Source organism: Nocardia sp. NPDC052112 (assembly GCF_040680135.1).
GTDB lineage: Bacteria > Actinomycetota > Actinomycetes > Mycobacteriales > Mycobacteriaceae > Nocardia.
Window position 1 is genome coordinate 213,923 of record NZ_JBFAWD010000009.1, and the last position, 23,954, is coordinate 237,876.

Below are 23,954 nucleotides of genomic sequence, written 5' to 3' on the forward strand. Positions count from 1 at the left end.
GGTTACGGCTGCCACCACGGGCGCAGCGGCAGACCCGATTCGCCGTTCGGGCCCAGCTTGACGCCGAGCACCTGATGCAGCTGAACCACATTGCGCTGGAAGCCGAGTCGGCAACCGGCCATGTACAGGCCCCACACCTTCGCGGTGCCCTCGCCGACCTCCGCGACACAGCCATCCCAGTTGGCGACCAGATTCTTACACCATTCGTGCAGGGTGAGCGCGTAATGCTCGCGCAGGTTCTCCTCGTGGATCACCTCGAGTCCGATGTTCTGGATCTCGGAGATGATCCGACCCGAGCCGATCAGCTCGCCGTCCGGGAAGACGTAGCGGTCGATGAAATCACCGGCCTTGGTGGTGCGGGTGTTGTCCGGTCGGGTGATGCAGTGGTTCAGGAACAGGCCGCCGTCGCGCAGCTTGCCCTTGATGTAGTCGAAGTAGAACGGGTAGTTGTGTACCCCGATGTGCTCGGTCAGGCCGATCGAGGAGACGGCGTCGAAGCCGGCCTCCGGGATATCGCGGTAGTCGGAATGCCGCACCTCGGCCAGGTCGGACAGACCCTCTTCGGCGATCTTCTGCTGCGCCCACTCCGCCTGTTCCGCGGATAGCGTCGCGCCGATGACCTTGACGCCGCGCTTGGCCGCGTAGCGCACCATGCCGCCCCAGCCGCAGCCGATGTCGAGCAGCCGGTCGCCCTCCTTCAGCCGCAGCTTGTCGAAGACCAAGCGGTACTTGTTTTCCTGGGCCTGTTCCAGGGTCCAGTTCTCGTCCCCGTAAGTCGCGCAGGTGTAGGTCATCGACGGGCCGAGGACGTATTCGTAGAAGGTATTGGAGACGTCGTAGTGGTGGTGGATGGCCTCGGCATCGCGAGTCTTGGAGTGCCGCAGGCCCTCCAGCGCGATCCGGCGCCAGCGCGGCAGCGTCTCCTGCGGCGGCGGCGCGATCGGCTTCAGCCGCTCCCACCCCAGCGAGCGGGCAATGGTGACCAGCGCGAGCGCCGACGGACGACGGAACTTCAACCCGTCCATCGCCCTGAGAATGTCGTACGGGTCGCCCGGATGTACGCCGGTGGCGGTCATATCGCCGGAGATGTAGGCGCGGGCCATGCCGAGATCACCCGGCGCGGTGGCCAGGTAGTTGATGCCGCGCGGGGATTTGATCTCCAGGGTGTATTCCGAATCCTCCGGTCCGGTCACGCTGCCGTCGTAGGCGGTCAGCCGAATCGGAACCTCGCCGTCGATCAGCGTCTCGAAGATCTCGGCAATGCTGAGTTTTGTCCCGAGGTCCGCGAAGACATCGGAACGGTCCTTGAATGTAGTCATTTGCGTTGCACCGCCTTCGAATACAAATCCAGCAGTCGCTGGTCCGGGTCGTAGCGCTTCTTCAAATCGGTGTAGGTCTCGCCGCCGTACAGAGCCGCGAATTCATCCTTGCCGTAATACGAATCCGAGTACAGGGATTTGTGCCCGTCGAACTCGGTGACGGTCTGCTCGATCGCGCGGTTGGCTTTGCCGTCCTGCTGACCTGCGACAGTCGGCACCGCGGACCAGAATCCGACATTGACGTAGGTACGGTTCGGCTGCAGCGGATACAGCGGCCATGGACGCCCCGCCCGCGCTGCGCCGTTCTCGCGCAGTCGCAGCGGGCACAACCAGAGCGGTTCGATCGGAATTTCGCGCAGGAACCATTCGACGAAATCCGCGGTCCGCTCGACCGGGACCTCGATGTCCTGCACCACTCGCTCGCGTGGCGGATTGCCCTTGCGGGCCTCCAGTTTGTCGCCGATATCGTACTTGTGATCGAGTGCGATGAGCTTCCAGTAGAAGCTGCTGCGCCGGTAGCGCTTCGGCCAGATGCGGCGGATTTTCGGGTTCTGGGTGCCGAAGGCGCGCGAGCACCAGAACCAGTCGGTGTCCCAGCGCCATAGATAGTCGTGGATGGTCAGCCGGTCGCGTTTTGGCCGGTCGGAGTCGTGCTGGACGGATCGGTAGTAGATGTCCATGCCGGTGTAATCGCTGACCGGGCCGGGTTCGTCGGTCTGGCGTCCCAGCGTCAGGTAGCTTTCGTCGGCGGTGAAAACCACACCGTCGAGGTAGTCGACGCGTTCACCGTCGTAGGCCTTGTCGGTGACGATCTGAGCGAGAGTGGATTCCAGCTCGCGCAGGTCGTGAAAGCGGACGTGCCGCAGTGCCACATAGGGCTGGACGGTCTCCAGTTCGATCTTCAGGCGGACCGAGTAGCCGAGGGTGCCGTAGGAGTTCGGGAAGCCGCGGAACAGATCCGCGTGCTCGCCATCCGGTGTCGCGGTGATGATCTCGCCCGCGCCGGTCAGCACATCCATCTCCAGCACCGACTCGTGCGGCAGGCCGCTGCGGAACGAGGTGGATTCGATGCCGAGTCCGGTGACCGCGCCGCCGAGGGTGATCGTCTTGAGCTGCGGCACCACCAGCGGGGCGAGCCCATAGGGCAATGTCGCGGCTACCAGATCCTCGTAGGTGGTCATTCCGGCGACGTCGGCGGTTTTGGCCTCGGCGTCCACCGCGATGACCTCGGCGAGGCCGGAAACGTCCAGGCCGGGAGCGGTGTTCTTGGCCCTGGCCCGGAACAGATTCGAGGTCTTCTTCGCCAGTCGCACATTGGCGTTCGGAGGTATCGCGCGGTAACTGGCCAACAGTCGGTCCACACCCGCACGATGCGCGGCGAACCCTGATTCGTGTGCGGCCGATGCGTGTCCGGCCTTCCCCAACAGACTCACTGCCACTCCTCGACGCTAGTACGCACCGGTAACACAAGCCACTGCGAGGTCACCGACGAGGGATAAATGTCACGCTTCTGTTGCATCGGGAATACCCAGGACTCGCCGTGTCAGTCCGGCGGTATTCCGGGCGGTTTCGAACACCCGCTTCGCACGATGTATCGCATGGATCCCCTCCAGCGCAATCTGATCGAGAAGCCTAACAGTGCGGACCGGTCGGCGCGCGGTGATCAACATCGCGGCGTTCGGACCGACCTGGCCGCCACACAGTGGTGCGGACAGGGCAGGATATAGGCAGTCGTAGCGACTGCTCGCAGGTCGCGCGAAAAAGGTCAGCAGCCGGACAAGGAGCTCATCGTGGGACAGGTCAGCGCCAGCAGTTCGATCGCCGTCGCGGCGGATCCGCAGCGCGCACTCGAGGCGATCGCGGATTACGAGAAGGTGCGTCCGCGCATCCTCTCCGCGCACTACCGCGACTACAAGGTGGTCGAGGGCGGCCAGGGCGCGGGCACCGTCGCCGAATGGACCCTGCAGGCCACCGAGAAGCGTTCCCGCAATGTCCACGCGGTCGTCTCGGTATCGGATTCCATTGTGACCGAACGCGATTCGAATTCGACTCTGGTCAACACCTGGACGGTGACGCCGGACGGTACGGGTTCGCGGGTCACACTGCGCACCTCGTGGAAGGGTGCGGGTGGTGTCGCCGGAATCTTCGAGGGGATCTTCGCGCCATTGGGGCTGAAGAAGATTCAGGCCGAGGTACTCGCGAACCTGCAGCGCGAACTTTCCTGAGATAGCCGGAAAAGGCCCGACCCGGCGCGTCGGGCCTTTTCCTTATCCGGCCCCGATATCGAAGAGATTGCCCTCGGGATCGGCCAGTGTCGCCCATTGTGTGCCGTATTCGTCGAAATCGCCGACATGCTTGGCACCGAGGCCGATCGCGCGATCGATCTGATCGCGCCAGTCCGCGGCCTCCAGGTCCAGGTGGATCACATTCTTCCCGGGCGTCTTGTCCGGCACCTGGATGAACATCAGCACCGGTGCCATGCCTGCGGCCATCCCGACCGTCGCGAACTCCGGGCTCGCCTTCTCGTCCAGCGGGCGATTCAACAGCTCGGACCAGAAACCGGCGAGCGTCGCGGCATCGGCGCAGTCGAAGGTGATATGCCCGATCGTGAGTGTCATTGCGGTTCTCCTCTTTCAGAGCCGACCGGTGGGCCAGCAGACTTCGGTGCGGTAGGCATTCGGGTCGTCGATTTCGCCGGGCCCCAGGACATACAGCTCACGGATGGGTTCGGCGAGTGAACTGTCGTGTTCGGCGACGTGGCTGCCGAGGGCGCCATAGGTGCGGTCGAAATCGTCGAACGGTCCGAAGTGCACGGCGATCGCGAAGCGGCGCGCGGGCAGTTCGATGACCGAGAGTTCGCGCGGTGGCGTGATCCGCGCATCGGCCGGAATCGGTATGTACGCGGCGACCTCGCCACCATCGTTTTCGAAGAATTCCATCGAATAGGTGGCGCCGTCGACACCGGCGGGCGCGATACTCGTCGCGGCCAGCGTCTCGTGCAGCAGCGGATACGCGGCCGCGCACCAGTCACCGATCGCATCCCTGCTCACCGAATCGACGTACGCGAGCGCTGGGAAGGCCGCGATCGACCGGTATTCGACGGTGAGCGGCGCGGCCGGGGTGAGCAGCGAGCGCAGCGAAGCGACCACCGACTGTGTGCGCTGCAACTCCGCTTCCATGCGCGCTAGATGTCCGCGCAATGCGGCATCCCGGGATTCGGTGTCCGAAGCCGCCAGCACCGCCTTGATCTCCGGCAGTGGCATATCCAGCCCGCGCAGCCGACGGATCAGATGCGCCTGCCCAACCTGGTCGATCGAATACCGCCGATACCCGGACCCCGCGTCGATCGCGACCGGTTCGAGCAGTTCGACCTCGTGGTAATACCGCAGCGTCTTCACGCTGAGATAGGTCAACCTGGCGAACTCCCCGATCGAAACTGTCGTTGCCATACCCGACAGCGAACACCCTCCCCCTACGGGAGAGTCAACCCGGTCGGATGTGCACCCGGCCGCTGCCGCCGAGATCGATAACACCAGCGCATGGTCATCAGCTGTCCGGTTCGAGATCCCCCGTACGCTGTTCTGGTGAGTTACGACCACGTCTTGTTGCCGTCCGGTGTCGCGATGACGATCGCGCAGGTCGATGCGTATCTGGCCACCCAGCAGGGCAGGCCCGAGACGGAAACGGTCGCGGCGATGGCGGCCGAGCTCAACAGGCGCAATGCCGAACTACCCGAGCAGGACGGATTCCTGAGCACGGTTCCGATCGGCGGCGCCGGGACCGGTGCGGTGCTGCCCGTACCGTGCCCCTACGATGCGATCGGATTCGTCCGGCAGTTGCTGTTCGAGATCGCGACGCCGCTGAACTACGCCGTCTACGATCCGCAGCTGGCCTGGCTGATCGATCCGGCCGGACATGTGCCCGCGCTGGTCACCCACGGTGGCGCGGGCGAATTCCCCTATCTGACGAAAGTCCTTGCCGACCAGTGGGTTTCCGAGCTCGCCCCACCGAATCCGTATCTGGTGGTCGAGCGTGACGAACAGATCTACATCCAGACCTACCGCGACAAGTCCGGGACCTTCACCCTCGAATATCGAGACGGCGCCCCGGACCAGCATTTCGGTATCACCGTGACCGACCCGCACACCGTCGCGGATCTGATCTGGGACTGGGCGATCGACGACCGCACCCGGCTGCACGCCCTGCCCTGGAGCCGAATCACCGTCTGACGCTACTGATTCTGAACCGCAAGCCGACCGGCCAGGGCAATGAAAGAGGCCCCGAATACCCGGCGCATCCAGGTGACCACGGCGGGCCGGGAAATCACCTGGTTGCGCACGGCGGCCGCGCAAGCACCGTAGCTGGCGAACACCATGAAGGTGGCGAGCATGAACAGTCCGCTCAGTTCGAGCATGCGCGCCAACGCATTCGGCGCGGTAGCCGGCACGAACTGGGGCAGGAAGGCGAAGAAGAAGATCGTCAGCTTCGGGTTGAGGATATTGAGCAGTACCGCCGAGGTGATCACCTGTCGGGCCGACGGCGTTGCGACCGCCGCCTCGGGCACGGCCAGCGCACCCTTGTCTCGGAACGTATTCCACGCCATGTACAGCAGGTAGGCGACACCGAGATACTTCAACGTCTGAAAGGCGACGGCGCTCGCGTTGAGCAGGGCGGCCAGACCGGTGACGGCCGCGATCATGTGCGGGATGATGCCGAGCGTGCAGCCGAAGGCCGCGATCACGCTGGCCCTTGTGCCCCGGGAGAGTCCGGCCGCCAGCGTGAACAGCACGCCGGTTCCGGGTGTGGCGACGATGACGAGCGTGGTCAGCAAGAACTCGATGCTCATCCCCGACACAGTAACCCGTGTCCGGCCGAACGCAAGCGGCGATCTACAGTGCCCGCCGACCCGATAGCGCGCGGCCGAGGGTGAGCTCGTCGGCGAATTCGAGATCGCCGCCCATCGGCAGACCGGATGCCAAACGCGTCACCGATAGTCCGGGAAAATCACGCAGCATCCGCACCAGGTAGGTGGCCGTCGCCTCGCCCTCGGTATTCGGATCGGTCGCGATGATCACCTCGCTGACATCGACACCGTCCTCCTGATTGCCGATGCGCGCCAACAATTCTCGAATGCGCAGCTGATCCGGTCCGACGCCGCTGAGTGGATCGAGCGCGCCGCCGAGCACGTGATAGCGCCCGCGGAATTCGCGGGTGCGCTCGATGGCCTGCACATCCTTCGGCTCCTCGACCACACAGATCATGGTGCGGTCGCGGCGTGGATCCGAACAGATGCGGCACATTTCGTTATCCGAGACCGTGCCGCAGACAACGCAGAACTGCACGCCGTCGCGCACCTTCTGCAATGCGGCCTGCAGCCGGTCGATTTCGGGCGGCTCGACCTGGAGCAGATGAAATGCGATGCGCTGCGCGCTTTTCGGACCGACGCCGGGCAGCTTTCCCAACTCGTCGATCAGATCCTGGACCGGGCCCTCGTACAAAGATGTTCCCGGATCAGAAGTCGGGCAGACCCGGCAGCGATCCGCCGCCGGCCAGCGGGCCGAGCCGCTCGGCAGCCAGCTGCTGTGCGTTGGACATGGCGTTGTTGACCGCGCCGATCACCAGATCCTGCAGCCCCTCGACATCATCGGGATCGACGATCTTCGGGTCGATGCTCAGCGCGACGATCTCACCGGTCGCCTTGATGGTTACCTTGACCAGGCCGCCACCGGCCTCGCCCTCCACTTCGGTCGCCGCGATCTCGGCCTGGGCCTGCATCACTGCCTGTTGCATCTGCTGCGCCTGGGCGAGTAACTGCTGCATATCGAACTGACCACCGGGCTGCACGGCTTGTCCTCTCTGCGGAAAGTGTCGTTGTTCAGCCTAGTGGGCGCGCAAACCGCCGTGTCCGCAGCCCCGAGCCGTCAGATAACAGTTCGATTGTGAACCAGATGTCAGCGACACCACCGTCTTACGATCGTCGCAGCGTCGGGGTATGGGTGTGGTTAGTTCTGGAGAAAGCAATGCGCGCAAGCCGAGTTCTTTTCATGGGCACCGTGGTGCTCACGCTGGGATTTCCCAGTTTGTTCCTTGGGGCCGCGGGTCCCGCCGCCGCCGACTCCGGCATCGTCGATCCCGAGGTTGTCGATCCCGAGGCTGTCGATTCCGAGGTCCTCGACGCGCCGGTGGACTATGGCGGTGGGTGCGTCCTCTATCCCGACGATCCGACAGCGACCATCGATTCGCTGCGCTCGCGCTGCTCGGCCGAACAGCAGGACGCGATCTTCCACGCCGCCCCGCGCGGCGAGGTGCCGTCGGGAGTCACGAACGGCTGGGTGACCAGGCCGCCCATCATGGAGGTGGTGGCTCCGGCCTTGTGGATCGGTAAGACCTTTTACACCGGCCCCGACGGCGGCTTTCTGGTGAACCGGGTCACCCCCGCGGACCTGCAGGCCTGGCAGGCCGATGTCTACACCGCACCCGCGATCACCGATGGCGGGCCGACCTGGGCGTTGAACTACGCCCCGTCACCGACCCCGCAGGTCTACGACGAGATCCGCGAGGTCACGCCCCATGTCTGGTTCGGCTACTCCTGGTGGCGCGGCTACTTCCAGACCACCTTGCTGCTCACTTTCGCGCTGACCTACTAGGGCCGGCGGCTTCGTCTCGGGCGGTGCGTGTGGCATCCGGGGACGCGCATGCGCAGCCCCCGGCAATGTCACCGCAGTCGACGACGAAGATGTGCCGTGGGTGGGCGAGATCGATGCAGTCCGCATCGGTGCATTCGGCGATGCGGCCGAGGTGGACGATGAGGGTGCCGTGGCAGTGGTCGATACCGGATTCGCAAGACGGACAGGTCGGTGCACGCATATGACCTCCAGACGAGATCGGTTCGTGAATCGGTCATAGCACCCGCCTCGGATAGGTGGTGGGAGATCGCCGCGCGTGTCGCGCGACGGCATCGTCGGCGGCGGCTATCCGGAAACCGACTGCTCATGCGGCAGCACAGCCGCTCGGGGTGTGATGAACTTGCTGCATGGGCATCAAGGTGTCGCTCGAACACCGGACCACCTACACCTTCGACCGGCTGGTGCAGGTCCATCCCCATGTAGTGCGACTGCGGCCCGCACCGCATTCGCGGACCAAGATCGAGGCATACTCGATGCGGGTCACCCCGGGTGATCACTTCTGCAACTGGCAGCAGGACGCGTTCGGAAACTTTCTCGCCCGGCTCGTCTTTCCGAATCCGGCACACGAACTGTCCATCACCGTGGGGTTGATCGCCGATCTCGAGGTCATAAACCCGTTCGACTTCTTCATCGAGGACTACGCCGAGCACTTTCCGTTCGCCTACCGCCCGGAGTTGGTCGCGGATCTCGATCTGTATCTGCGACCGGTCGACGAATCCGAGCCGGGTTCGGGACCCGGCGTGCTGGTTCGCGAGTGGGTCCGCGCGCATACGCCGACCGATCGGCCGCGCACGATCGATTTCCTGGTCGCTGTCAATCAAGCGCTGCGCGATGACGTCGGGTACACGATTCGGCTGGAGCCCGGTGTGCAATCGCCGGACCACACCCTGCGTGGCGCGATCGGATCCTGTCGCGATTCGGCCTGGTTGCTGGTGTCGATCCTGCGGGAATTCGGGCTGGCGGCGCGGTTCGTGTCCGGATATCTGGTGCAGTTGGCCCAGGACGTGCCCTCGCTCGACGGACCGTCGGGACCGCCCGCCGATTTCACCGATCTGCATGCCTGGACCGAGGTGTTCCTGCCCGGTGCGGGGTGGGTCGGCCTGGATCCGACCTCTGGCCTGTTCGCGGGCGAGGGTCATATTCCACTGGCCGCGACACCGCATCCGACCTCGTCGGCACCGATCACCGGCGCGACCGGGCGTACCGAGACGACGATGGATTTCGCCAATACCGTGCGACGGATCCATGAGGATCCGCGAACCACATTGCCCTACACCGCATCCCAATGGGATCAGATCACCGCTGCGGGCGCGGCCGTGGACGAGCGCATGGCGGCAATGGATGTCGGGTTGACCATCGGCGGTGAGCCGACATTCGTATCGATCGATGATCAGACCAGTCCGGAATGGACAACCGAGGCGGATGGTGCGCACAAACGCGAACGCGCCATCGATCTCGCCGATCGGTTGCGGCGCATCTATGCGCCGACCGGATTGGTGCAGTATCGGCAAGGTAAGTGGTATCCGGGAGAACCGTTGCCGCGCTGGGAGATCGCGGTCGTGTGGCGCGGCGATGGTGCGCCGGTGTGGACGCGACAAGATCTGCTCGCGGATCCGTGGACACCACCGAAGATGGTTGCCCGGCTGCCGGAGGGGGAGTCCGTCGGTGTGGAGCCGATGGCCGAGCACACGGCGCGACCGCGGGCAACGGGAGCATCGGCCGATGCCGCTGACCTCGCGAATGTGGCTGTACTGGAATATGATTCGACGAAGGCGCGCCCCGATCCGGACGCCGAATCATCGATTCGTACGCGGTGGCCAGCGGTTGCCGATCCCGAGTCCGCACGGGCACTGATCGCACATGTCGCCGCCGGTCTCGGCCTGCCGGACACCCAGGTGCGTCCGGCCTACGAGGACCCGTTGGCTCGGTTGGCGGGCAGTGTTCGTGCGCCGGAAGGGGATCCGGTGGGCCCGGCGGAGGATCCGGAGCCGGATTCGGCGCAAGCGCGCAAGGAACTGTTGGCGCGGCTCGATGCGGCCGTGACCGCACCCGCGGCGTATGTGCTTTCGCTGTATCGACGCGCGGACGGTGCCGGGTGGGCCAGTGCCGACTGGCGGATGCGGCGCGGTAAGTCGCCCGATCAGCCGGAGGGGCGAATCGTTTTGTCGGAGGGCGATTCGCCCGCCGGTCTGCGCTTGCCGCTCGATGCCGTGTCGTGGCAGCCGCCGCGGCCGCGCCCCGACAGCGATCCGCTCTTCATGGGACCGCTCCGATTCCCGCGAACCGAACCAACCGCCGTGGTCGAGGCCCCGGATTGGGAGCCGACCACCGCACTCGTCGGTGAGGTGCGCAACGGCAGACTGCACGTCTTCCTGCCACCGCTGGAAGAACTCGACGACTTCCTCGAGCTGATCCAGCGTGTCGAGGCCGCCGCGGTCGCGGTGGGGCAGCCGGTGGTGCTCGAGGGCTACGCCCCGCCCTTCGATGCCCGGCTGCGCACGCTCTCGGTGACCCCGGATCCCGGCGTGATCGAGGTGAATGTGCAACCGACCGCATCCTTCGGTGAGCAGGCCGAATTGCTCTCGACACTGTACGAGCAAGCAAGGCTGGCCCGGCTCGGCACCGAATCCTTCGATGTCGACGGCACACACAGCGGAACCGGCGGCGGCAATCACATCACGCTCGGCGGGGTGACGCCCGCGCGCTCGCCGCTGCTGCGCCGTCCGGATCTGCTGGTCTCGATGCTGACCTACTGGCAGCGGCATCCGGCGCTGTCCTATCTGTTCGCCGGTCGCTTCGTCGGTCCGACCTCACAGGCGCCTCGGGTGGACGAGGGCCGCGCGGACGCACTGTACGAACTGGAGATCGCCTTCGCCGAAATCGCCCGGCTGAGTGGGGATTCGGACGCGCCGTGGCATATCGATCGCGCGCTGCGTCATCTGCTCACCGATCTCACCGGCAATACCCACCGGGCCGAATTCTGCGTCGACAAGCTCTACAGTCCGGAAACGGCAAGGGGCCGGCTGGGATTGGTGGAGCTGCGCGGCTTCGAGATGCCACCGCATTTCCAGATGGCCATGGTGCAGTCGCTGCTGGTGCGCGGGCTTGTCGCACGGTTCTGGGCGGAGCCGTTGCGGGCGAAGCTGATTCGGCACGGTGCGAATCTGCACGGCCGCTATCTGCTGCCGCACTTCCTGATGACCGATATCGCCGAGGTGGCCGCCGACCTGCGCGCACACGGCATCGAATTCGATACCAGCTGGCTCGACCCGTTCACCGAATTCCGCTTTCCGCGCATCGGCACCGTGGTGCTCGGCGACGTAGAACTCGAACTGCGCGGTGCGATCGAGCCGTGGAATACCCTCGGCGAGCAGACCGTGGCCAGCGGCACCGCCCGCTATGTCGACTCCTCGGTGGAGCGGTTGCAGGTCCGGGTGGTCGGCGCCGACCGCGACCGCTTCGTGGTGACCTGCAATGGCATGCCGGTTCCGCTGCTGGCCACCGATAAGGCCGACGTACAGGTGGCCGGGGTGCGCTATCGCGCGTGGCAGCCGCCCAATTCGCTACATCCGAGTATCACCGTCGACGCACCGCTGGTATTCGATCTGATCGATGCCGAGACCGGGCTGTCCCGCGGCGGCTGCACCTATCACGTCGCCCATCCCGGTGGCATGGCCTACGAGGAGCCACCGGTCAATGCGGTGACCGCGCAATCGCGCCGCAACCGGCGGTTCGAGGCGGCCGGGCATACCACGGCGAGGGTCGATCCGGGGGTACTACGTGCGAAGATGGCAGCACAGTCCATCGACATCGGCGCGCCGGGCATCCTCGATCTACGGCGGGCGCGCACGGTGTGGGGACTGGTCAGCGATTGATAAGCGTGGGGCGGACAGGTGTCCGCACTCCAGACAACGTCTGGCAGGGGAAGCGAGGTCGGCGCGGTGACTATGCGCGACGAAGCGCGGAGCACGGGTGCCCGGGAATCCGGTGCCGAGGGGGAGACGACGCTGCTGAACGCCGGACGGCTCAGTGTGCGCGAGCAGGTCGCCGAACAGTTCGCAAAATATCGCGCCGAGGGTGCGGACACCGCGGGCTATGACGAATGCGGTCGGCCGATGGACGGGTATTACGACGAGTTGGTCGATCCCACGGGTGGTTTGCGGCGCATATGGTCGGAGCTGTCCGCCGACTTCATCGAATTGGGCACGTCCGGACTCGGGCGGCTCGACAGCCGGGTGCGCAGGCTCATCGATGACGACGGCATCTACTACACCGAAGCGGCGGCGGCAGGCGAACCGACCGCCTGGCGGCTGGATCCCATTCCGCTGTTGGTCTCCGCCGACGACTGGACCCGCCTGGAGGCCGGGTTGGTGCAGCGCTCGCGGGTGCTCGACGAGGTGCTCACCGATATCTACGGCGCGCGTCGCACTATCACCACCGGTCTTTTGCCGCCGGAGGTGGTATTCGGCAACAGCGGATATGTGCGGGCCGCGCACGGCATCACGATTCCGGGGCGGCACCAGCTGTTCCTGCACGCCTGCGATCTGAGCCGGTGGAGCGACGGACAGTTCCGGGTGATCGCCGACTGGGCGCAGGCACCGTCGGGTGCCGGATACGCGCTGGCCGACCGGCGGGTGGTGTCGACGGCGATTCCCGAAGCCTTCGAACGTTCCAATCCGCGGCCGCTCACGCCGTTCGCGCGGGCCATGCGGTTGATGTTGATCGAATCCGCGCCGATGGCTGATGACAATGATCCGGTCGTCGTGGTGCTCAGTCCGGGTGTGCATTCCGAAACCGCCTTCGACCAGGCCTATCTCGCTTCGACGCTGGGTTTTCCGCTGGTGGAGAGCGCGGATCTGGTGGTGCGCGACGGTGCGCTCTGGATGCGCTCGCTCGGCACCTTGAAGCGGGTCGATGTGGTGCTGCGCCGGGTGGACGCCGAATTCTCCGATCCGCTCGATCTGCGGCCGGATTCGCGGCTCGGCGTGGTCGGGCTGGTCGAGGTGTTGCGGCGCGGCGCGGTGACCGTGGTGAACACGATCGGCAGTGGGTTGCTGGAGAATCCGGCGCTGGCCGGATTTCTGCCGCGGATCGCGCGGGCGCTGCTCGGGGAGGAGCTGGCGCTCGAGAGCGCGCCGACGTACTGGGGTGGCAGGGACAGCGAACGGTCGCATCTGATCGCGAATCTGGATCGGCTGATCATTCGCTCGGCGGTCGACGGTGCGACGCTGTTCGGTCCGGAACTGTCCCATGCGCAACGTGCGGAACTCGCCGCTCGGATCGAGGACCGCGGTTGGCAGTGGGTGGGGCAGGAGCCCGCGCAGTTCTCGGTCGCGCCCGCGGTTCAGGGGTACGGCGGGCTCGCCTCCGCGCCGGTTGGTATGCGATTGTTCTCGCTGGCCCGACGCGGCGGCTATACGGCGATGGAAGGTGGTCTCGGCCAGCTGCGCCAGCGCCTACTGCCGGAGCGGGTCGTTATCAAGATCGCCGCCAAAGACATTTGGGTCCGGGCCGCTCCGACCGCCGTCGCCGCCATCAGCACCGAACCCGCCCCCGAGGAACGCGAACGCCGCGCCCCGGCGATCGAACCGGTCAGCTCCCCTCGCGTACTCAACGACCTGTTCTGGATGGGCCGCTACAGCGAACGCGCGGAAGCCGTTGTGCGACTGCTGATCGCAACGCACGAGTGCTATCAGGACTACCGCTACCGTCCGTGGCTACAAGGCGCCGACGCGCTGCCCACACTCATGGCCGCGCTGGCCCGCACCACCGGCACGCTGGCACCGCTGAGTGTGCTGCCCGAAGCCGCGATGGCGGCGAAGGCGGCTGCGGAGCCGAGTTCCGGTGCGGAGACGGAATCGGAGCCGGTTGCGGCGATTACCGCGCGGACGGTGGTGCCCGAGGCGGGGCGGGAGGGGCATGACTATTTGGTGGCGTTGACCGTCGATCGGGATCTGCCGGGGTCGATGGCGTTTGCGATCCAGCGGTACGGGTCGGCGGCGCGGGCGGTGCGCGATCAGTTGTCGGCGGATACCTGGATGATTCTGGGTGCGGTGGATCGGGCGCTGGCGGAGTATCGGTTCACCGGTGACGATCAGGAATCGGCATTGTCGGCGGTGCATTCGCTGTCGTTGGCGGCGCTGCTTTCGCTGTCCGGTATCGGTGCCGAATCGCTGGTGCGCGACACCGGTTGGTACGTCATGGATATCGGCAAGCGCATCGAACGGGGGCTGTCGTCGACCGCATTGCTCGCGGCCGCGCTGACGAAGTCTTATCCGCCGGAGGCCGAGCGGGTGGTCACCGAAACGGTGCTGAAGGCGACCGAGTCGTCGGTGAGTTACCGTCGGCGGCACCGGGATTCGGTGCGGGTATCGGCGGTGGCCGGGCTGCTGCTGTTCGATGCCGGGAATCCGCGCTCACTGGCCTATCAGCTGGATCAGCTCGACGCCGACTTCCAGGCGCTACCGGGTGCCTCGGGATCTTCACGCCCGCAACGACTGCTGGCCGATGCCCAGCGCATGCTGCGCCGGGTGGACCCGGCCGATCTGGATATCACCGATGCCGAGGGCCGACGTACCGAACTGGCCGAGTTGTTGGAGGGCGTGCATTTGCGGTTGCGCAAGATCTCCGAATCGTTCGAGACCACGAAACTGGCACTGCCGGTTGGCATCCAGCCGCTGTGGGGTAGCACGAGGGTCGTTGGATGATCGCGCGCAACGCCGCCGCCCGGCGCTATCGGGTCGAGCATCGCACCACCTACAAATACTCCGACGAGGTCACCAGCTCCTACGGGCGTGCCTTTCTGACGCCGCGGGAGTTTCCCGGACAACGCCTGCTCGCGCATGACATCCATATCGATCCGATGCCATCGGACCGCTCGATCGGCACCGATGTGTACGGCAACACCACCTCGTATTTCCATGTCACGGCAGTACATACGAAGCTCGCGGTCATCGGGGAATCCGTGGTCGAGGTCGATATACCCGATGCGGCAGCGGTAAGCGCGACCAGCAAGCCGTGGGAGCAGGCCCGGCCGAACACCGGCAATGGCCCGTTCGCGGTGGAATTCACCCTCGACCTGCATCCGCCCGAGATCACCCCCGAGGTCACCGCATACGCCGCCGAATCCTTGACGCCCGGCAGGCCGCTGGTGGAAGCGGTGACCGAACTCAACACCCGCATTTTCGCCGACTTCACCTACAAATCCGGCTCCACCACGGTGTCCACCAAGGTCGCCGATGTCTTCGCCGCGCGTGCGGGCGTCTGCCAGGACTTCGCCAGGATCGGCGCGGCGTGCCTGCGCTCACACGGGCTGGCCTCGCGCTATGTATCCGGTTACCTGGCCACCGATCCGCCGCCCGGTAAGGAACGCATGATCGGCGCGGACGCGACGCACGCATGGTCCGCGGTGTGGGTGCCCGGCGATACCGCACACGACCGGACCGGCCATTGGATCGGCTTCGATCCCACCAATGACCAACTCGCCGACGAGCGGTACGTCACCGTCGCGTGGGGTCGCGACTACGCCGATGTGCCGCCGCTGCGTGGCATCATCTACACCGACGCCAAGGAGAGTTCGATCACCGTATCCGTCGACGTAGCGCCGGTGGAGGTATAGCGGTATGCGCGATTTCACCTGTCCGAACTGCGGACAACAGTTGGCCTTCGAGAACTCGGTGTGCCTGTCCTGTGCCAGCCCGCTGGGTTTCAGTCTCGCGGATCGGGCACTGGTGGTGATCGGCGATCCGCCAGGGGACGCGGCGGTGGATCGGTCGAAGGGCGTTGTCGATCGCGACCGGTTCCGGCTCTGCGACAACTTGCATGTGGCGCAATGCAATTGGTTGGTTCCGGTGCCCGGTACCGAGGTCTCGGCCAGCACGATCGTGCCGCCGCCGTCGGGTAGCTCGGAGGATGCCTGGCAGATCACGGCATCGCTGCCGCATGCGGATCATTTCCCGGCACCGGATGGTGATGTGGGACCACGACTCTGTGAATCCTGCCGCCTGACTCGCACCCGCCCCAACGATCTCGATGCCGCCGGCCTGCAGGCCTTCGCCGAGGCCGAGGCCGCCAAGCGCCGACTGATCATGGAACTGGTCGAACTCGGCCTGCCGGTCGTCGGCCGCGACCGGAACCCGCACACCGGCCTGGCCTTCGACCTGCTCTCCAGCGTCACCGACCGGGTCATCACCGGTCATGAAAACGGCCTGATCACGGTGGATCTGGCCGAGGCGCACGACCCCCATCGCGAACAATTGCGCATCGAAATGGACGAGCCGTATCGCACCCTGCTCGGCCATTTCCGCCATGAGATCGGCCACTACTACTTCTCGGTGCTGATCGCCGATGACGGTACCGCACAACGCTTCCGGAACCTGTTCGGTGACCCGAACGCCGACTACCAAGCGGCCCTGGACCGCCACTACGCAGCGGGCGCGCCCGCTGGCTGGGAAGCCAGCTACGTCTCCTCCTACGCCACCATGCACGCCGCCGAGGACTGGGCCGAAACCTTCGCGCACTATCTGCACATCCGCGACACCCTCGACACCGCCGCGGCCTTCGGCTTCGCCCCCGCCGGCGCGACCCTGGACCGTCCTCAGGTCGGCCGCGCCGGCTTCGACCGCATTATCGACCTCTGGCTGCCCCTTGCCTGGTCGCTCAATATGGTCAACCGCTCGATGGGCCACGACGACCTCTACCCCTTCGTCCTGCCCGATCCGGTCCTGGAGAAAATGCGCCTCGTTCACGAACTCTGCGGTGCCTCCGACCCGCGCTGACCGCGCGCCGTGGATGCGCGCGGTCAACGCCGGGCTGATCGGCGTCTAGCCGACGCCGTTGGTCGCGATCATGTGCTCCGCGATGCCGTCCGGTCCCCATTGGTTTTGCGCTAGTGCCTCGTATACGCAGATGAGCAATAGAATCCGGCCCCGCTGTCCGGCCGTCAACTCGGTATCCAGATACGACTCCTGGGCTCGCATGCCAGGGCCGGACACCCGGCGAGGGCTGGGCTCGGACAGTAACCAGAACAACTCCGGCCCGATCAAGGTCGAGCGTCCGCCGGTTTCGGTGAACCAGCGGGACGAGTATTCGATCATCAGCTCGATGAATGCTTCGCCGTTGCCGACCGATTCGGCGAACTGGTTCAGGGCGCCCGATCGGTCCAGGCCGCTCTGGATTACCGACGCGAGCCGACCGGCGACCTCCCGGAATTGATCTATACCCTGGTCTTGCCAAACGGTTATAGCCATCATTTACTCCATCGACGTGTCCGATTGTGGCTGAAGCAGTTTCGGGTCAGAAGGGGTTGATCTTTGTCTGGCCGTTCGGGCCGGTGGTGACGAACGTCGGGGTGATCTTCGGCGCGCGGGCGGTCCCGGGCAGTACGTTGGGCACCACTGATTTCGGAGCGACGAGCAGCGGGTCGGTATTCTCCAGGATCGCGGGAATCCGTGTCGGCACGACGCGCTCGGGCGTCGGTGCCGAATCCCAATCCTCTTCCGCCGCCGGATCCCAGTCCTCTTCCGCTGCCGGATCCCAATCCTCATGCACTACCGAATCCCAATCCACCTGCGGCGCTGGGGCGCGATCCGGTTGCGGGGCTTGCACATGATCCTGCTGCAGTGCTTGGGCGTAAGCTTCCTGCAGCGCTTGGGCGTGCGCTTCCTCCAATGCTTGGGCGTGCGCTTCCTGTAGCGCTTGGGCGTGCGCTTCCTGCGGTGCTGGGGCCTGAGCTTCCTGCGGTGCTGGGGCTCGATTCTCGGCTCGCGCGTCTTCTCGCCGCCGCCCGAACAGCATCAGGGTGAGATGCACCGCGAACAGCATCGTCATCGGCATACCCGCGTACAGCGCCAAAGACACAGGGCTACCCCCGATTTCGCGTGCGTACTCGATATTTCCGGCGACCGACACCAGGGTCCAGAAAACGAATAGTGCCGTCGCGTACCACCAGCCGGTACTCCCCCTCCGGAAGGTGGCGGTGGCGATGATCGAACCGACGACCAAGCCGTCGATGGCGATCGGCACATTCGCGGCGAGCGCGGGAGCCACCAGGTTTCGCACTGCCAGGTCGTGCAATGCGGCGAACGACATTTCGAATGATGTGAGGGCGACAACGCCGGTGACGATTGCCGAAGCATGTAACGGACGTGGCCGCCACGCCCGTAGTCGGCTCACTAGGGATCGCCGAGGATTTGCCGGTGCAGACTGCTCTTCGATCCGATCCGATCTCGTTGGTGTGATCGTCGCCATAGCGGGAGCGTATCGTGCATCACTCCGTATTCCGTCGAGGCACCCGGCGAAACCGCGGCGCGTTGTCCGTATATCGGACATCGCGCCCAAATCCGCCATGGCCGATGACGGTGCGGTCACGTCCGCTGCCGATCACCGGCGACCGGCTCGGATCAGTGCTCAGGCGCGCAACCGTTCTCGGCGAAGTTGGTCCACCTCCGGGAGGTGCAGCGGGGGGAGTTCATCTACGCCGAGGACCCGCATGAGCAGGAGGTCGGCGAGTTCCGGATTGCGGGCGAGGGCGGGGCCGTGCATGTAGGTGCCGATGGTGGAGCCTTGGACAACGCCCTCGAGGCCGTCGCCGACCCCATTGCCTACGCCGCGGGTGACGTGCGCGAGGCCGGTGGCGTCGCCGCCGAGTTTGGTTCCGCCACGGTGGTTTTCGAAGCCGGTGAGAGCGGCGGTGAGGCCGGGGATCGTCGGGGTGGTCGTCACCTCGCCGATGGCGCGCTTGGCCTGCGGGGAGGTCGTGACATCGATGAGTCCGACACCGTCGACGCGCTCGCCGGTGGACGTCTCGTACCAGTGACCGAGTACCTGAATGGCGGCGCAGATGGCAAGTACCGGAGCGCCTTTCGCGGCGGCCCGCTGCAGACCGGGATAGCGCTGCAGATGCCGGGTGGCCAGGCGCTGCGCCGAATCCTCCGCTCCACCAAGGGTGTAGATGTCGAGCGACTCGGGAACCGGGTCGGACAGGGTGATTTCGACAATCTCGGCATCGTGGCCGCGCATACCCAGTCGTTGCCGCAGCACCAGTGCATTGCCGCCGTCGCCATAGGTGCCCATCACATCGGGCAGCACCAGGCCGATTCTTATGACCGATTCCCGCCCGCCCGTCACTCGGCCACCGCCCTCATCGAATCGCCACGCATTAGTTTCGCTCCTCCAGATCGCGGTTGAGATCGCGGAACGCGGTGTAGTTCGCCAGCACCTCGACCCGTCCCGCCGGGCAGGACGCGATGGCGCGCAACGGATCCGGCACCGTGGTGTGCTCGACTCCGGCATAGGTCAGGCGCACCGCGAGATCCGTGGCGCGCTCACCGGCGGCCACCACCTGGACACCCTCGAAATGTTCGAACCGCACATCCCACAGCCAGGACAGATCCTCGCCGTCGGGCACCTGCCCGTTCACCGCGATCACCAGACCCGCCGAATCGGGCTCGATCATCGACAGCGCCTCCTGCCAGCCCGCCGGATTCTTCGCCAGCAACAGCCGGGCGGCGTGCTCGCCGACCTGCACCGTCCGATAGCGACCGGCGATCTCGCGCACCGTACCCGCCGCGGTTGCCGCCGCCGCCGGATCCGCACCGAGTGCGACCGCCGCGGCGACCGCCTGTGCGGCGTTGCCCTTGTTGGCCCGCCCCGGCAGCGCCAATTTCAGCGGCAGCCGAATACCGTTGGGCCCGACCAATTCCTCGTCGTCCAACCACCAATTCGGTTCGGGCCGTTCGAAATCCGTGCCGGTGCTGCGCCAGTGCGTGCCCTCCCAGACGATCGGCTCACCACTGCGCGGACAGCTCGTCGCATCCATCGACCAACCGCTGCCCGCCGCGACCCACACCACATTCGGATGGTCGTACGCGATGGAGGTGACCAGCACATCGTCGCAATTGGCGATCACCACGGTCTGCGGATGCCGTGCCAGCCCGGCGCGCAGCTTGCGCTCGATCATATTGATCTCGCCGACCCGGTCCAGCTGGTCGCGGCTGAGATTCAGCAGGACCACCACGGACGGATTCAGCGAATCGGTGACATGCGGCAGATGCAGTTCATCCACCTCGATCGCGGCCAGCGGCGTCCCGCGGTGCGCACTGAGTGCGGCCACGATGCCCGCGTCCATATTCGCGCCGTCGGCCTGCGTGGCGACCTTGCCGAGGGTGCTCAGCGCGGCGGTGGTCATCCTGGTGGTGGTCGACTTGCCGTTGGTACCGGTCACCAGCACGGTGCGCCGTCCGCGGCCCAGCTGATCCATGATCGTCTTATCGATCTGCAGGGCGATCAGCCCGCCGATCATCGACCCCTTGCCGCGGCCCGCCTTCTGCGAGGCCCACGACGCTGCCGCCGCCGCCCGCAGCGCGAGCCGCCCGCGCACCGTTATGTCTGCCACGCCGCGAGTCTATGTGTTCTGCTCGACGCCGCATTCGCTGCGGCCCCGCTCGGCCGCAGTGACCGTAATCACTCCCGATACAGCTTGGCGTTGTAGTTTTCCGGCGAGTAGTAGCGCTCCAGCTCCTCCACCGACTCCGTCACATTGGTCTGGACCTCTTTGACGAGCCGGGCCGGACTCGGCAGCTCGTCGACCGGCCACTGCTCCGGTTCCCACAGGTGACTGCGGATGAACGCCTTCGCGCAGTGGAAGAAGATCTGCTCGATATCGACCTCGATCGCCAGGATCGGTCGATGTCCCTTGACCACCATCTCGTCGAAATACGGTGCATCGCGGACCAGGCGGGCCCGGCCGTTGATGCGCAGCGTCTCACGGCGGCCCGGAATCATGAACAGCAGCCCGACGTGCGGATTGCTGAGGATATTCAGGTAGCCGTCGGCCCGGCGATTACCCGGCCGTTCCGGAATGGCGATGGTGGTGTCGTCGATGACCTTCACGAATCCGGGCGGATCGCCCTTCGGTGAGGTATCGCAATTGCCGTCGGCATCGCTGGTACTCAGGGCGATGAACGGGGTGGCCGCGATCCAGTCGCGGTCGCGGGGATGCAGTGCGACGCGCTCCTTGGTCGCGGCCCGCGGCATGACCTCCCCGAGCAACTGCCGCAGGTCGGCCGGGTCGGTGATCTGATTGGTATCGGTGATCTCGCCCATAGTTCATCAAAGCACCGGCACGGCGTCGCGGACGATCGAATTATGTTCCCGCGAGGGGAGATCGATCACAGTTGGACATCGAACAGGTTGGGCTGGCCCGCGGCGTAGCGGTCGGCATCGATGCGGCGTAGCGGCTCCAGTTCGGTGGCCCGGTACAGCGTGAACTTGCGGCAGCGTTCGGCATTGGCATCCGCAACGTCGAGAAGGGCGTTGACCGCGTCGCGCGCGGATTCGTTGGCGCCCTCCATCGTGGCCAGATCGACATTGGTGCGCACGTAATCGCCTGCCAGAAACAGGTTTTCCAGGGCACCGTGGGTCTCCGGTCGGCACTCCCACGATCCTGCGGTATTGATCAACAGCGGATCCGCATTGGCATTGCGCCGCTGGGATTCCTGCCAACTGATACCTGGATCGAGGAACCAGGAATGCAGATCGGCATCGCGCAACAGGTCGTCGCGGTCGTTCAGATGCGCCCGCAGCTGTGCCCACACCTCGCGCGCGATCTCCTCGTGCGTGCATTCCTTGGCGGGCTTGCCGTACAGCATGCCCGGGGAGTTCCAATCGGAGATATCGACCGAAAGGCAGTCTTGCACCGTGCCGTCACCGAATTCGGTGAGTTTGCGCGTCCACAGCTGATTCTGGGTGATCGAGGTGAGCGACCACGGCGCGTCGATATAGGCGGTGTGACCGTGCGAAATATCCATCGGCCTGCGCAGATAGAACTGGATGCCGTTCATCCAGTCGACGAAGAGCCGATCCATCGCGGCCAGTTCCGGGCGCACGTCGAGCACGTCGGGGGACCACAGTGCGCGAGCCTGTTCGGCCGGCAGCGCGACCACGAAATAGTCGGCGTCGATGCTGCGCTCGGCGCCGTTTTCATCGACGATGCGGGCCGAGGCGATCCGCCGATCACGGACCTCGAGCCCGCGCACTTCGGCCCCGAGCGCGAATTGCACACCGAGTTCGCGCAGCCGCTGCGCCCATGGATCGATCCACACCGAATTGGTCGGCCCGTTCAGCACTCGGTCCAACGAGCCGTCATTGCCGACTTCGAATGGGTTGCCCAGGAACTGCTCGCCCATGGTGCCGATGGTGCGGACGCTGGCGACATCCTCCTTCGCGGCCACCATGATGCTGGTCAGCGTGCGCGAGAGCAGAGCACGGAATTCGTGGGAGCGCTGATGGCCGCCGACGAAGTCGCGCCATGAGGTGTGCTCCCACTGCCCCAACCGGCGGGCGTCACAGCTGGAGTTGAATACCAGTAGTCGATCGGCGAAGTAGGCGCCTTCGTCGGCTGGCATTTTCAGGGCCGTCGCGATTGTCGCGCCCACGGTTTCGCGGAACGAGTCCGGGTCGAAATTCGCGCGGGCCTTGGGGCCGAGGGGAAGCCGGAAATCATCGCCGCCGCGGCGGGCGAAACGTGCCTCCGGCACGCCGATCAGATTATTCCAGACGCCATTCGGATTGCCCGCGAACGGAATCCGCCGCATGGTGTCCGGAATGTGTTGGTAGAACCCGGGGAAGAAGCGGAAGCCGTGCTCGCCGGGTAGGTCGGGCCGTCCGCCCGAACCGCTGCCCGGCACCGGAATGCTGCGCGCCTTGCCCCCGAGCGCACGTCGCTCGAATACGGTGACCTGGAACCCACGCTCGGCCAATTCGTGTGCCGCGGTCAAACCCGCGACCCCACCGCCGAGTACCGCGACTCGCCTGCCGTCGGGACTGCCCGCGGCAGGCGCCGGTCTCAATCCACCGGCCGTCAGTGCTCCCGCCGTTGCTACTCCCGCTGCGACGGTGCCGCGGAGCATTGCTCGTCGCGACACCGACCATCGCTGATCTACCATGCGCTTCTTTGCTGCCTATAGCGCGCCGAACGTACTGTTCGACGCCACCCTCGCGGGCACCGACAAGCTTCTCGACAACGTTCCAGCCTCCGGACCCTGTGCCACGTTCCAAACACTGTAAAGCGGCTGCCGGTGGGTGAGCCGACCACCCCTGACGCCGCCGCAATCCGGCCACCGGTTCACGAAAACAGCGGGGCAGACATTACCGGGCGCGATGACCGGTCCGAACCGGTTTCCAGAACCAGGAACGTACGCAACCTTCGCAGGTCAGGGCGTCGCGATGGCCGATATTGCCGGGTAGCGGCGGAAGGCGGCAGGTAGATCGCGTGCTGCTTGGCTGGGCGGCCTATCGCAGGCTGTGTTGGGGAGACGGAGTGGACTCGTGTGATCGCTCGCACCAACCGCGGTTGGCTGGCTCTGGCATCGGGGCGGGTTGAGACCGGTTCACCGCGGTGGCAATCGCAGTGCGGTGGCCGGTTGGCTCAGGCTTCCGTCAGTCGGGGGTGGTCTGCCGAGAGTCGGCTCCGGCATCGGGGCAGGTTCGAAACCGGTTCACCGCTGTGGCAATTACATTGCGGTGGCCGACGTTGTCGGGGTACGGCGGAAGGGGGCAGGTAGATCACGTGCGGGTGGGCCGGGCCGCCAATCGCGGGCTGTGTTGGGGAGACGGAGTGGACTCGTGTGATCGCTCGCACCGACCGCGGTTGGCTGGCTCTGGCATCGGGGCGGGTTGAGACCGGTTCACCGCGGTGGCAATCGCAGTGCGGTGGCCGGTTGGTTCAGGCGTCCGTCAGTCGGGGGTTGCCCGCGGCGGGTTGGTTCCGGTGCCGGGGGAGAGTCGAAACCGGTTCCGACGCTGCGCGAGTCGCGCTGCGATGGCCGGTCGGTTCAGACCTCTACCAATCCGGGTTGCCCGCGGCGGGTTGGTTCCGGTGCCGGGGGAGAGTCGAAACCGGTTCCGACGCTGCGCGAGTCGCGCTGCGATGGCCGGTCGGTTCAGACCT

General features: G+C 65.7%; 18 protein-coding genes and 4 pseudogenes. 9 read left to right on the forward strand and 13 right to left on the reverse strand.

The genetic code is table 11. The features are described 5' to 3' along the window. Positions 1-2: 2 nt before the first annotated feature. Positions 3-1,319: a class I SAM-dependent methyltransferase gene (locus AB0L58_RS19905; protein WP_364388638.1), complete on the reverse strand. Its 1,317-nt coding sequence runs from the start codon at positions 1,317-1,319 to the stop codon at positions 3-5. Further along, positions 1,316-2,752 (reverse strand): FAD-binding oxidoreductase, encoded by a 1,437-nt coding sequence (locus tag AB0L58_RS19910; RefSeq protein WP_364388640.1) that lies wholly within the window; start codon positions 2,750-2,752, stop codon positions 1,316-1,318. Before AB0L58_RS19910 ends, AB0L58_RS19905 begins: the two co-directional genes overlap by 4 nt. Before the next feature lie 357 nt (positions 2,753-3,109). Between AB0L58_RS19910 and AB0L58_RS19915 the strand changes: the two genes are divergently transcribed. Continuing rightward, on the forward strand, positions 3,110-3,544 hold the full coding sequence (locus tag AB0L58_RS19915; protein ID WP_364388643.1) for an SRPBCC family protein: 435 nt from the start codon (positions 3,110-3,112) through the stop codon (positions 3,542-3,544). Positions 3,545-3,586: 42 nt separating this feature from the next. On the opposite strand, the gene AB0L58_RS19920 is transcribed toward AB0L58_RS19915, so the two are convergent. Both AB0L58_RS19920 and AB0L58_RS19925 read right to left on the reverse strand, forming a co-directional pair. Then, complete coding sequence (locus tag AB0L58_RS19920) at positions 3,587-3,937, reverse strand: VOC family protein (RefSeq protein WP_364388645.1); 351 nt, start codon at positions 3,935-3,937, stop codon at positions 3,587-3,589. 15 nt (positions 3,938-3,952) lie between these two features. Continuing rightward, positions 3,953-4,768, reverse strand: coding sequence for a MerR family transcriptional regulator (locus tag AB0L58_RS19925; RefSeq protein WP_364388647.1), 816 nt, complete (start codon positions 4,766-4,768; stop codon positions 3,953-3,955). A 135-nt stretch (positions 4,769-4,903) separates the two neighbouring features. Here AB0L58_RS19925 and AB0L58_RS19930 point away from each other — a divergent pair, with 135 nt between their 5' ends. Next, positions 4,904-5,548, forward strand: coding sequence for a hypothetical protein (locus tag AB0L58_RS19930; protein WP_364388649.1), 645 nt, complete (start codon positions 4,904-4,906; stop codon positions 5,546-5,548). Between the two features lie 2 nt (positions 5,549-5,550). Here the strand turns inward: AB0L58_RS19930 and AB0L58_RS19935 are convergent, their stop codons facing one another. The 3 genes from AB0L58_RS19935 to AB0L58_RS19945 are packed head-to-tail and all read right to left on the reverse strand — an operon-like array spanning position 5,551 to position 7,163. Next, on the reverse strand, positions 5,551-6,165 hold the full coding sequence (locus tag AB0L58_RS19935; protein ID WP_364388651.1) for a LysE family translocator: 615 nt from the start codon (positions 6,163-6,165) through the stop codon (positions 5,551-5,553). Positions 6,166-6,208: 43 nt separating this feature from the next. Beyond that, positions 6,209-6,817 (reverse strand): recombination mediator RecR, encoded by a 609-nt coding sequence (gene recR / locus AB0L58_RS19940; protein ID WP_364388653.1) that lies wholly within the window; start codon positions 6,815-6,817, stop codon positions 6,209-6,211. Positions 6,818-6,830: 13 nt separating this feature from the next. Further along, on the reverse strand, positions 6,831-7,163 hold the full coding sequence (locus AB0L58_RS19945) for a YbaB/EbfC family nucleoid-associated protein (protein WP_364388655.1): 333 nt from the start codon (positions 7,161-7,163) through the stop codon (positions 6,831-6,833). A 176-nt stretch (positions 7,164-7,339) separates the two neighbouring features. Between AB0L58_RS19945 and AB0L58_RS19950 the strand changes: the two genes are divergently transcribed. The 7 genes and pseudogenes from AB0L58_RS19950 to AB0L58_RS19980 all read left to right on the forward strand — a co-directional run. Then, positions 7,340-7,966: a hypothetical protein gene (locus AB0L58_RS19950; protein ID WP_364388657.1), complete on the forward strand. Its 627-nt coding sequence runs from the start codon at positions 7,340-7,342 to the stop codon at positions 7,964-7,966. Between the two features lie 386 nt (positions 7,967-8,352). Next, positions 8,353-9,624, forward strand: a pseudogene (locus AB0L58_RS19955) (transglutaminase family protein); the annotation flags it as partial. A gap of 207 nt (positions 9,625-9,831) precedes the next feature. Next, positions 9,832-11,880: pseudogene (locus AB0L58_RS19960) on the forward strand (transglutaminase family protein); the annotation flags it as partial. A 72-nt stretch (positions 11,881-11,952) separates the two neighbouring features. Beyond that, positions 11,953-14,712: a circularly permuted type 2 ATP-grasp protein gene (locus AB0L58_RS19965; protein WP_364388857.1), complete on the forward strand. Its 2,760-nt coding sequence runs from the start codon at positions 11,953-11,955 to the stop codon at positions 14,710-14,712. Then, a complete protein-coding gene (locus AB0L58_RS19970) occupies positions 14,709-15,623 on the forward strand; it encodes a transglutaminase family protein (RefSeq protein WP_364388659.1) in 915 nt (304 codons plus the stop codon). Before AB0L58_RS19965 ends, AB0L58_RS19970 begins: the two co-directional genes overlap by 4 nt. Positions 15,624-15,627: 4 nt before the next feature. Beyond that, positions 15,628-15,846, forward strand: a pseudogene (locus AB0L58_RS19975) (zinc-ribbon domain-containing protein); the annotation flags it as partial. A 144-nt stretch (positions 15,847-15,990) separates the two neighbouring features. Next, positions 15,991-16,782: pseudogene (locus AB0L58_RS19980) on the forward strand (putative zinc-binding metallopeptidase); the annotation flags it as partial. A gap of 45 nt (positions 16,783-16,827) precedes the next feature. Here the strand turns inward: AB0L58_RS19980 and AB0L58_RS19985 are convergent. The 6 genes from AB0L58_RS19985 to AB0L58_RS20010 form a co-directional block, all read right to left on the reverse strand. Continuing rightward, positions 16,828-17,253, reverse strand: coding sequence for a hypothetical protein (locus AB0L58_RS19985; protein ID WP_364388661.1), 426 nt, complete (start codon positions 17,251-17,253; stop codon positions 16,828-16,830). 46 nt (positions 17,254-17,299) lie between these two features. After that, positions 17,300-18,352: a DUF2637 domain-containing protein gene (locus AB0L58_RS19990; RefSeq protein WP_364388663.1), complete on the reverse strand. Its 1,053-nt coding sequence runs from the start codon at positions 18,350-18,352 to the stop codon at positions 17,300-17,302. Between the two features lie 60 nt (positions 18,353-18,412). Continuing rightward, entirely contained in the window at positions 18,413-19,132 is a 720-nt protein-coding gene (locus tag AB0L58_RS19995; protein WP_364388665.1) for a glutamine amidotransferase, read from the reverse strand. A 31-nt stretch (positions 19,133-19,163) separates the two neighbouring features. Further along, a complete protein-coding gene (locus AB0L58_RS20000; RefSeq protein WP_364388667.1) occupies positions 19,164-20,399 on the reverse strand; it encodes a MurT ligase domain-containing protein in 1,236 nt (411 codons plus the stop codon). 68 nt (positions 20,400-20,467) lie between these two features. Next, the gene (locus tag AB0L58_RS20005; RefSeq protein WP_364388669.1) at positions 20,468-21,109 is read right to left on the reverse strand and encodes a pyridoxamine 5'-phosphate oxidase family protein; all 642 of its coding nucleotides are present in this window, start codon (positions 21,107-21,109) and stop codon (positions 20,468-20,470) included. A gap of 65 nt (positions 21,110-21,174) precedes the next feature. Further along, positions 21,175-22,950: an FAD-dependent oxidoreductase gene (locus tag AB0L58_RS20010; RefSeq protein ID WP_364388671.1), complete on the reverse strand. Its 1,776-nt coding sequence runs from the start codon at positions 22,948-22,950 to the stop codon at positions 21,175-21,177. Positions 22,951-23,954: the final 1,004 nt, after the last annotated feature.

Bases quoted from the DNA above. Each gene is read 5' to 3' on its own strand.
- AB0L58_RS19925 (WP_364388647.1), bottom strand. From the start codon at position 4,768: ATGGCAACGACAGTTTCGATCGGGGAGTTCGCCAGGTTGACCTATCTC.
- AB0L58_RS19990 (WP_364388663.1), bottom strand. From the start codon at position 18,352: ATGGCGGATTTGGGCGCGATGTCCGATATACGGACAACGCGCCGCGGT.
- AB0L58_RS19965 (WP_364388857.1), top strand. From the start codon at position 11,953: ATGCGCGACGAAGCGCGGAGCACGGGTGCCCGGGAATCCGGTGCCGAG.
- AB0L58_RS20010 (WP_364388671.1), bottom strand. From the start codon at position 22,950: ATGGTAGATCAGCGATGGTCGGTGTCGCGACGAGCAATGCTCCGCGGC.
- AB0L58_RS19935 (WP_364388651.1), bottom strand. From the start codon at position 6,165: ATGAGCATCGAGTTCTTGCTGACCACGCTCGTCATCGTCGCCACACCC.
- AB0L58_RS19970 (WP_364388659.1), top strand. From the start codon at position 14,709: ATGATCGCGCGCAACGCCGCCGCCCGGCGCTATCGGGTCGAGCATCGC.
- AB0L58_RS19950 (WP_364388657.1), top strand. From the start codon at position 7,340: ATGCGCGCAAGCCGAGTTCTTTTCATGGGCACCGTGGTGCTCACGCTG.
- AB0L58_RS19905 (WP_364388638.1), bottom strand. From the start codon at position 1,319: ATGACTACATTCAAGGACCGTTCCGATGTCTTCGCGGACCTCGGGACA.
- AB0L58_RS20005 (WP_364388669.1), bottom strand. From the start codon at position 21,109: ATGGGCGAGATCACCGATACCAATCAGATCACCGACCCGGCCGACCTG.
- AB0L58_RS19985 (WP_364388661.1), bottom strand. From the start codon at position 17,253: ATGGCTATAACCGTTTGGCAAGACCAGGGTATAGATCAATTCCGGGAG.
- AB0L58_RS19920 (WP_364388645.1), bottom strand. From the start codon at position 3,937: ATGACACTCACGATCGGGCATATCACCTTCGACTGCGCCGATGCCGCG.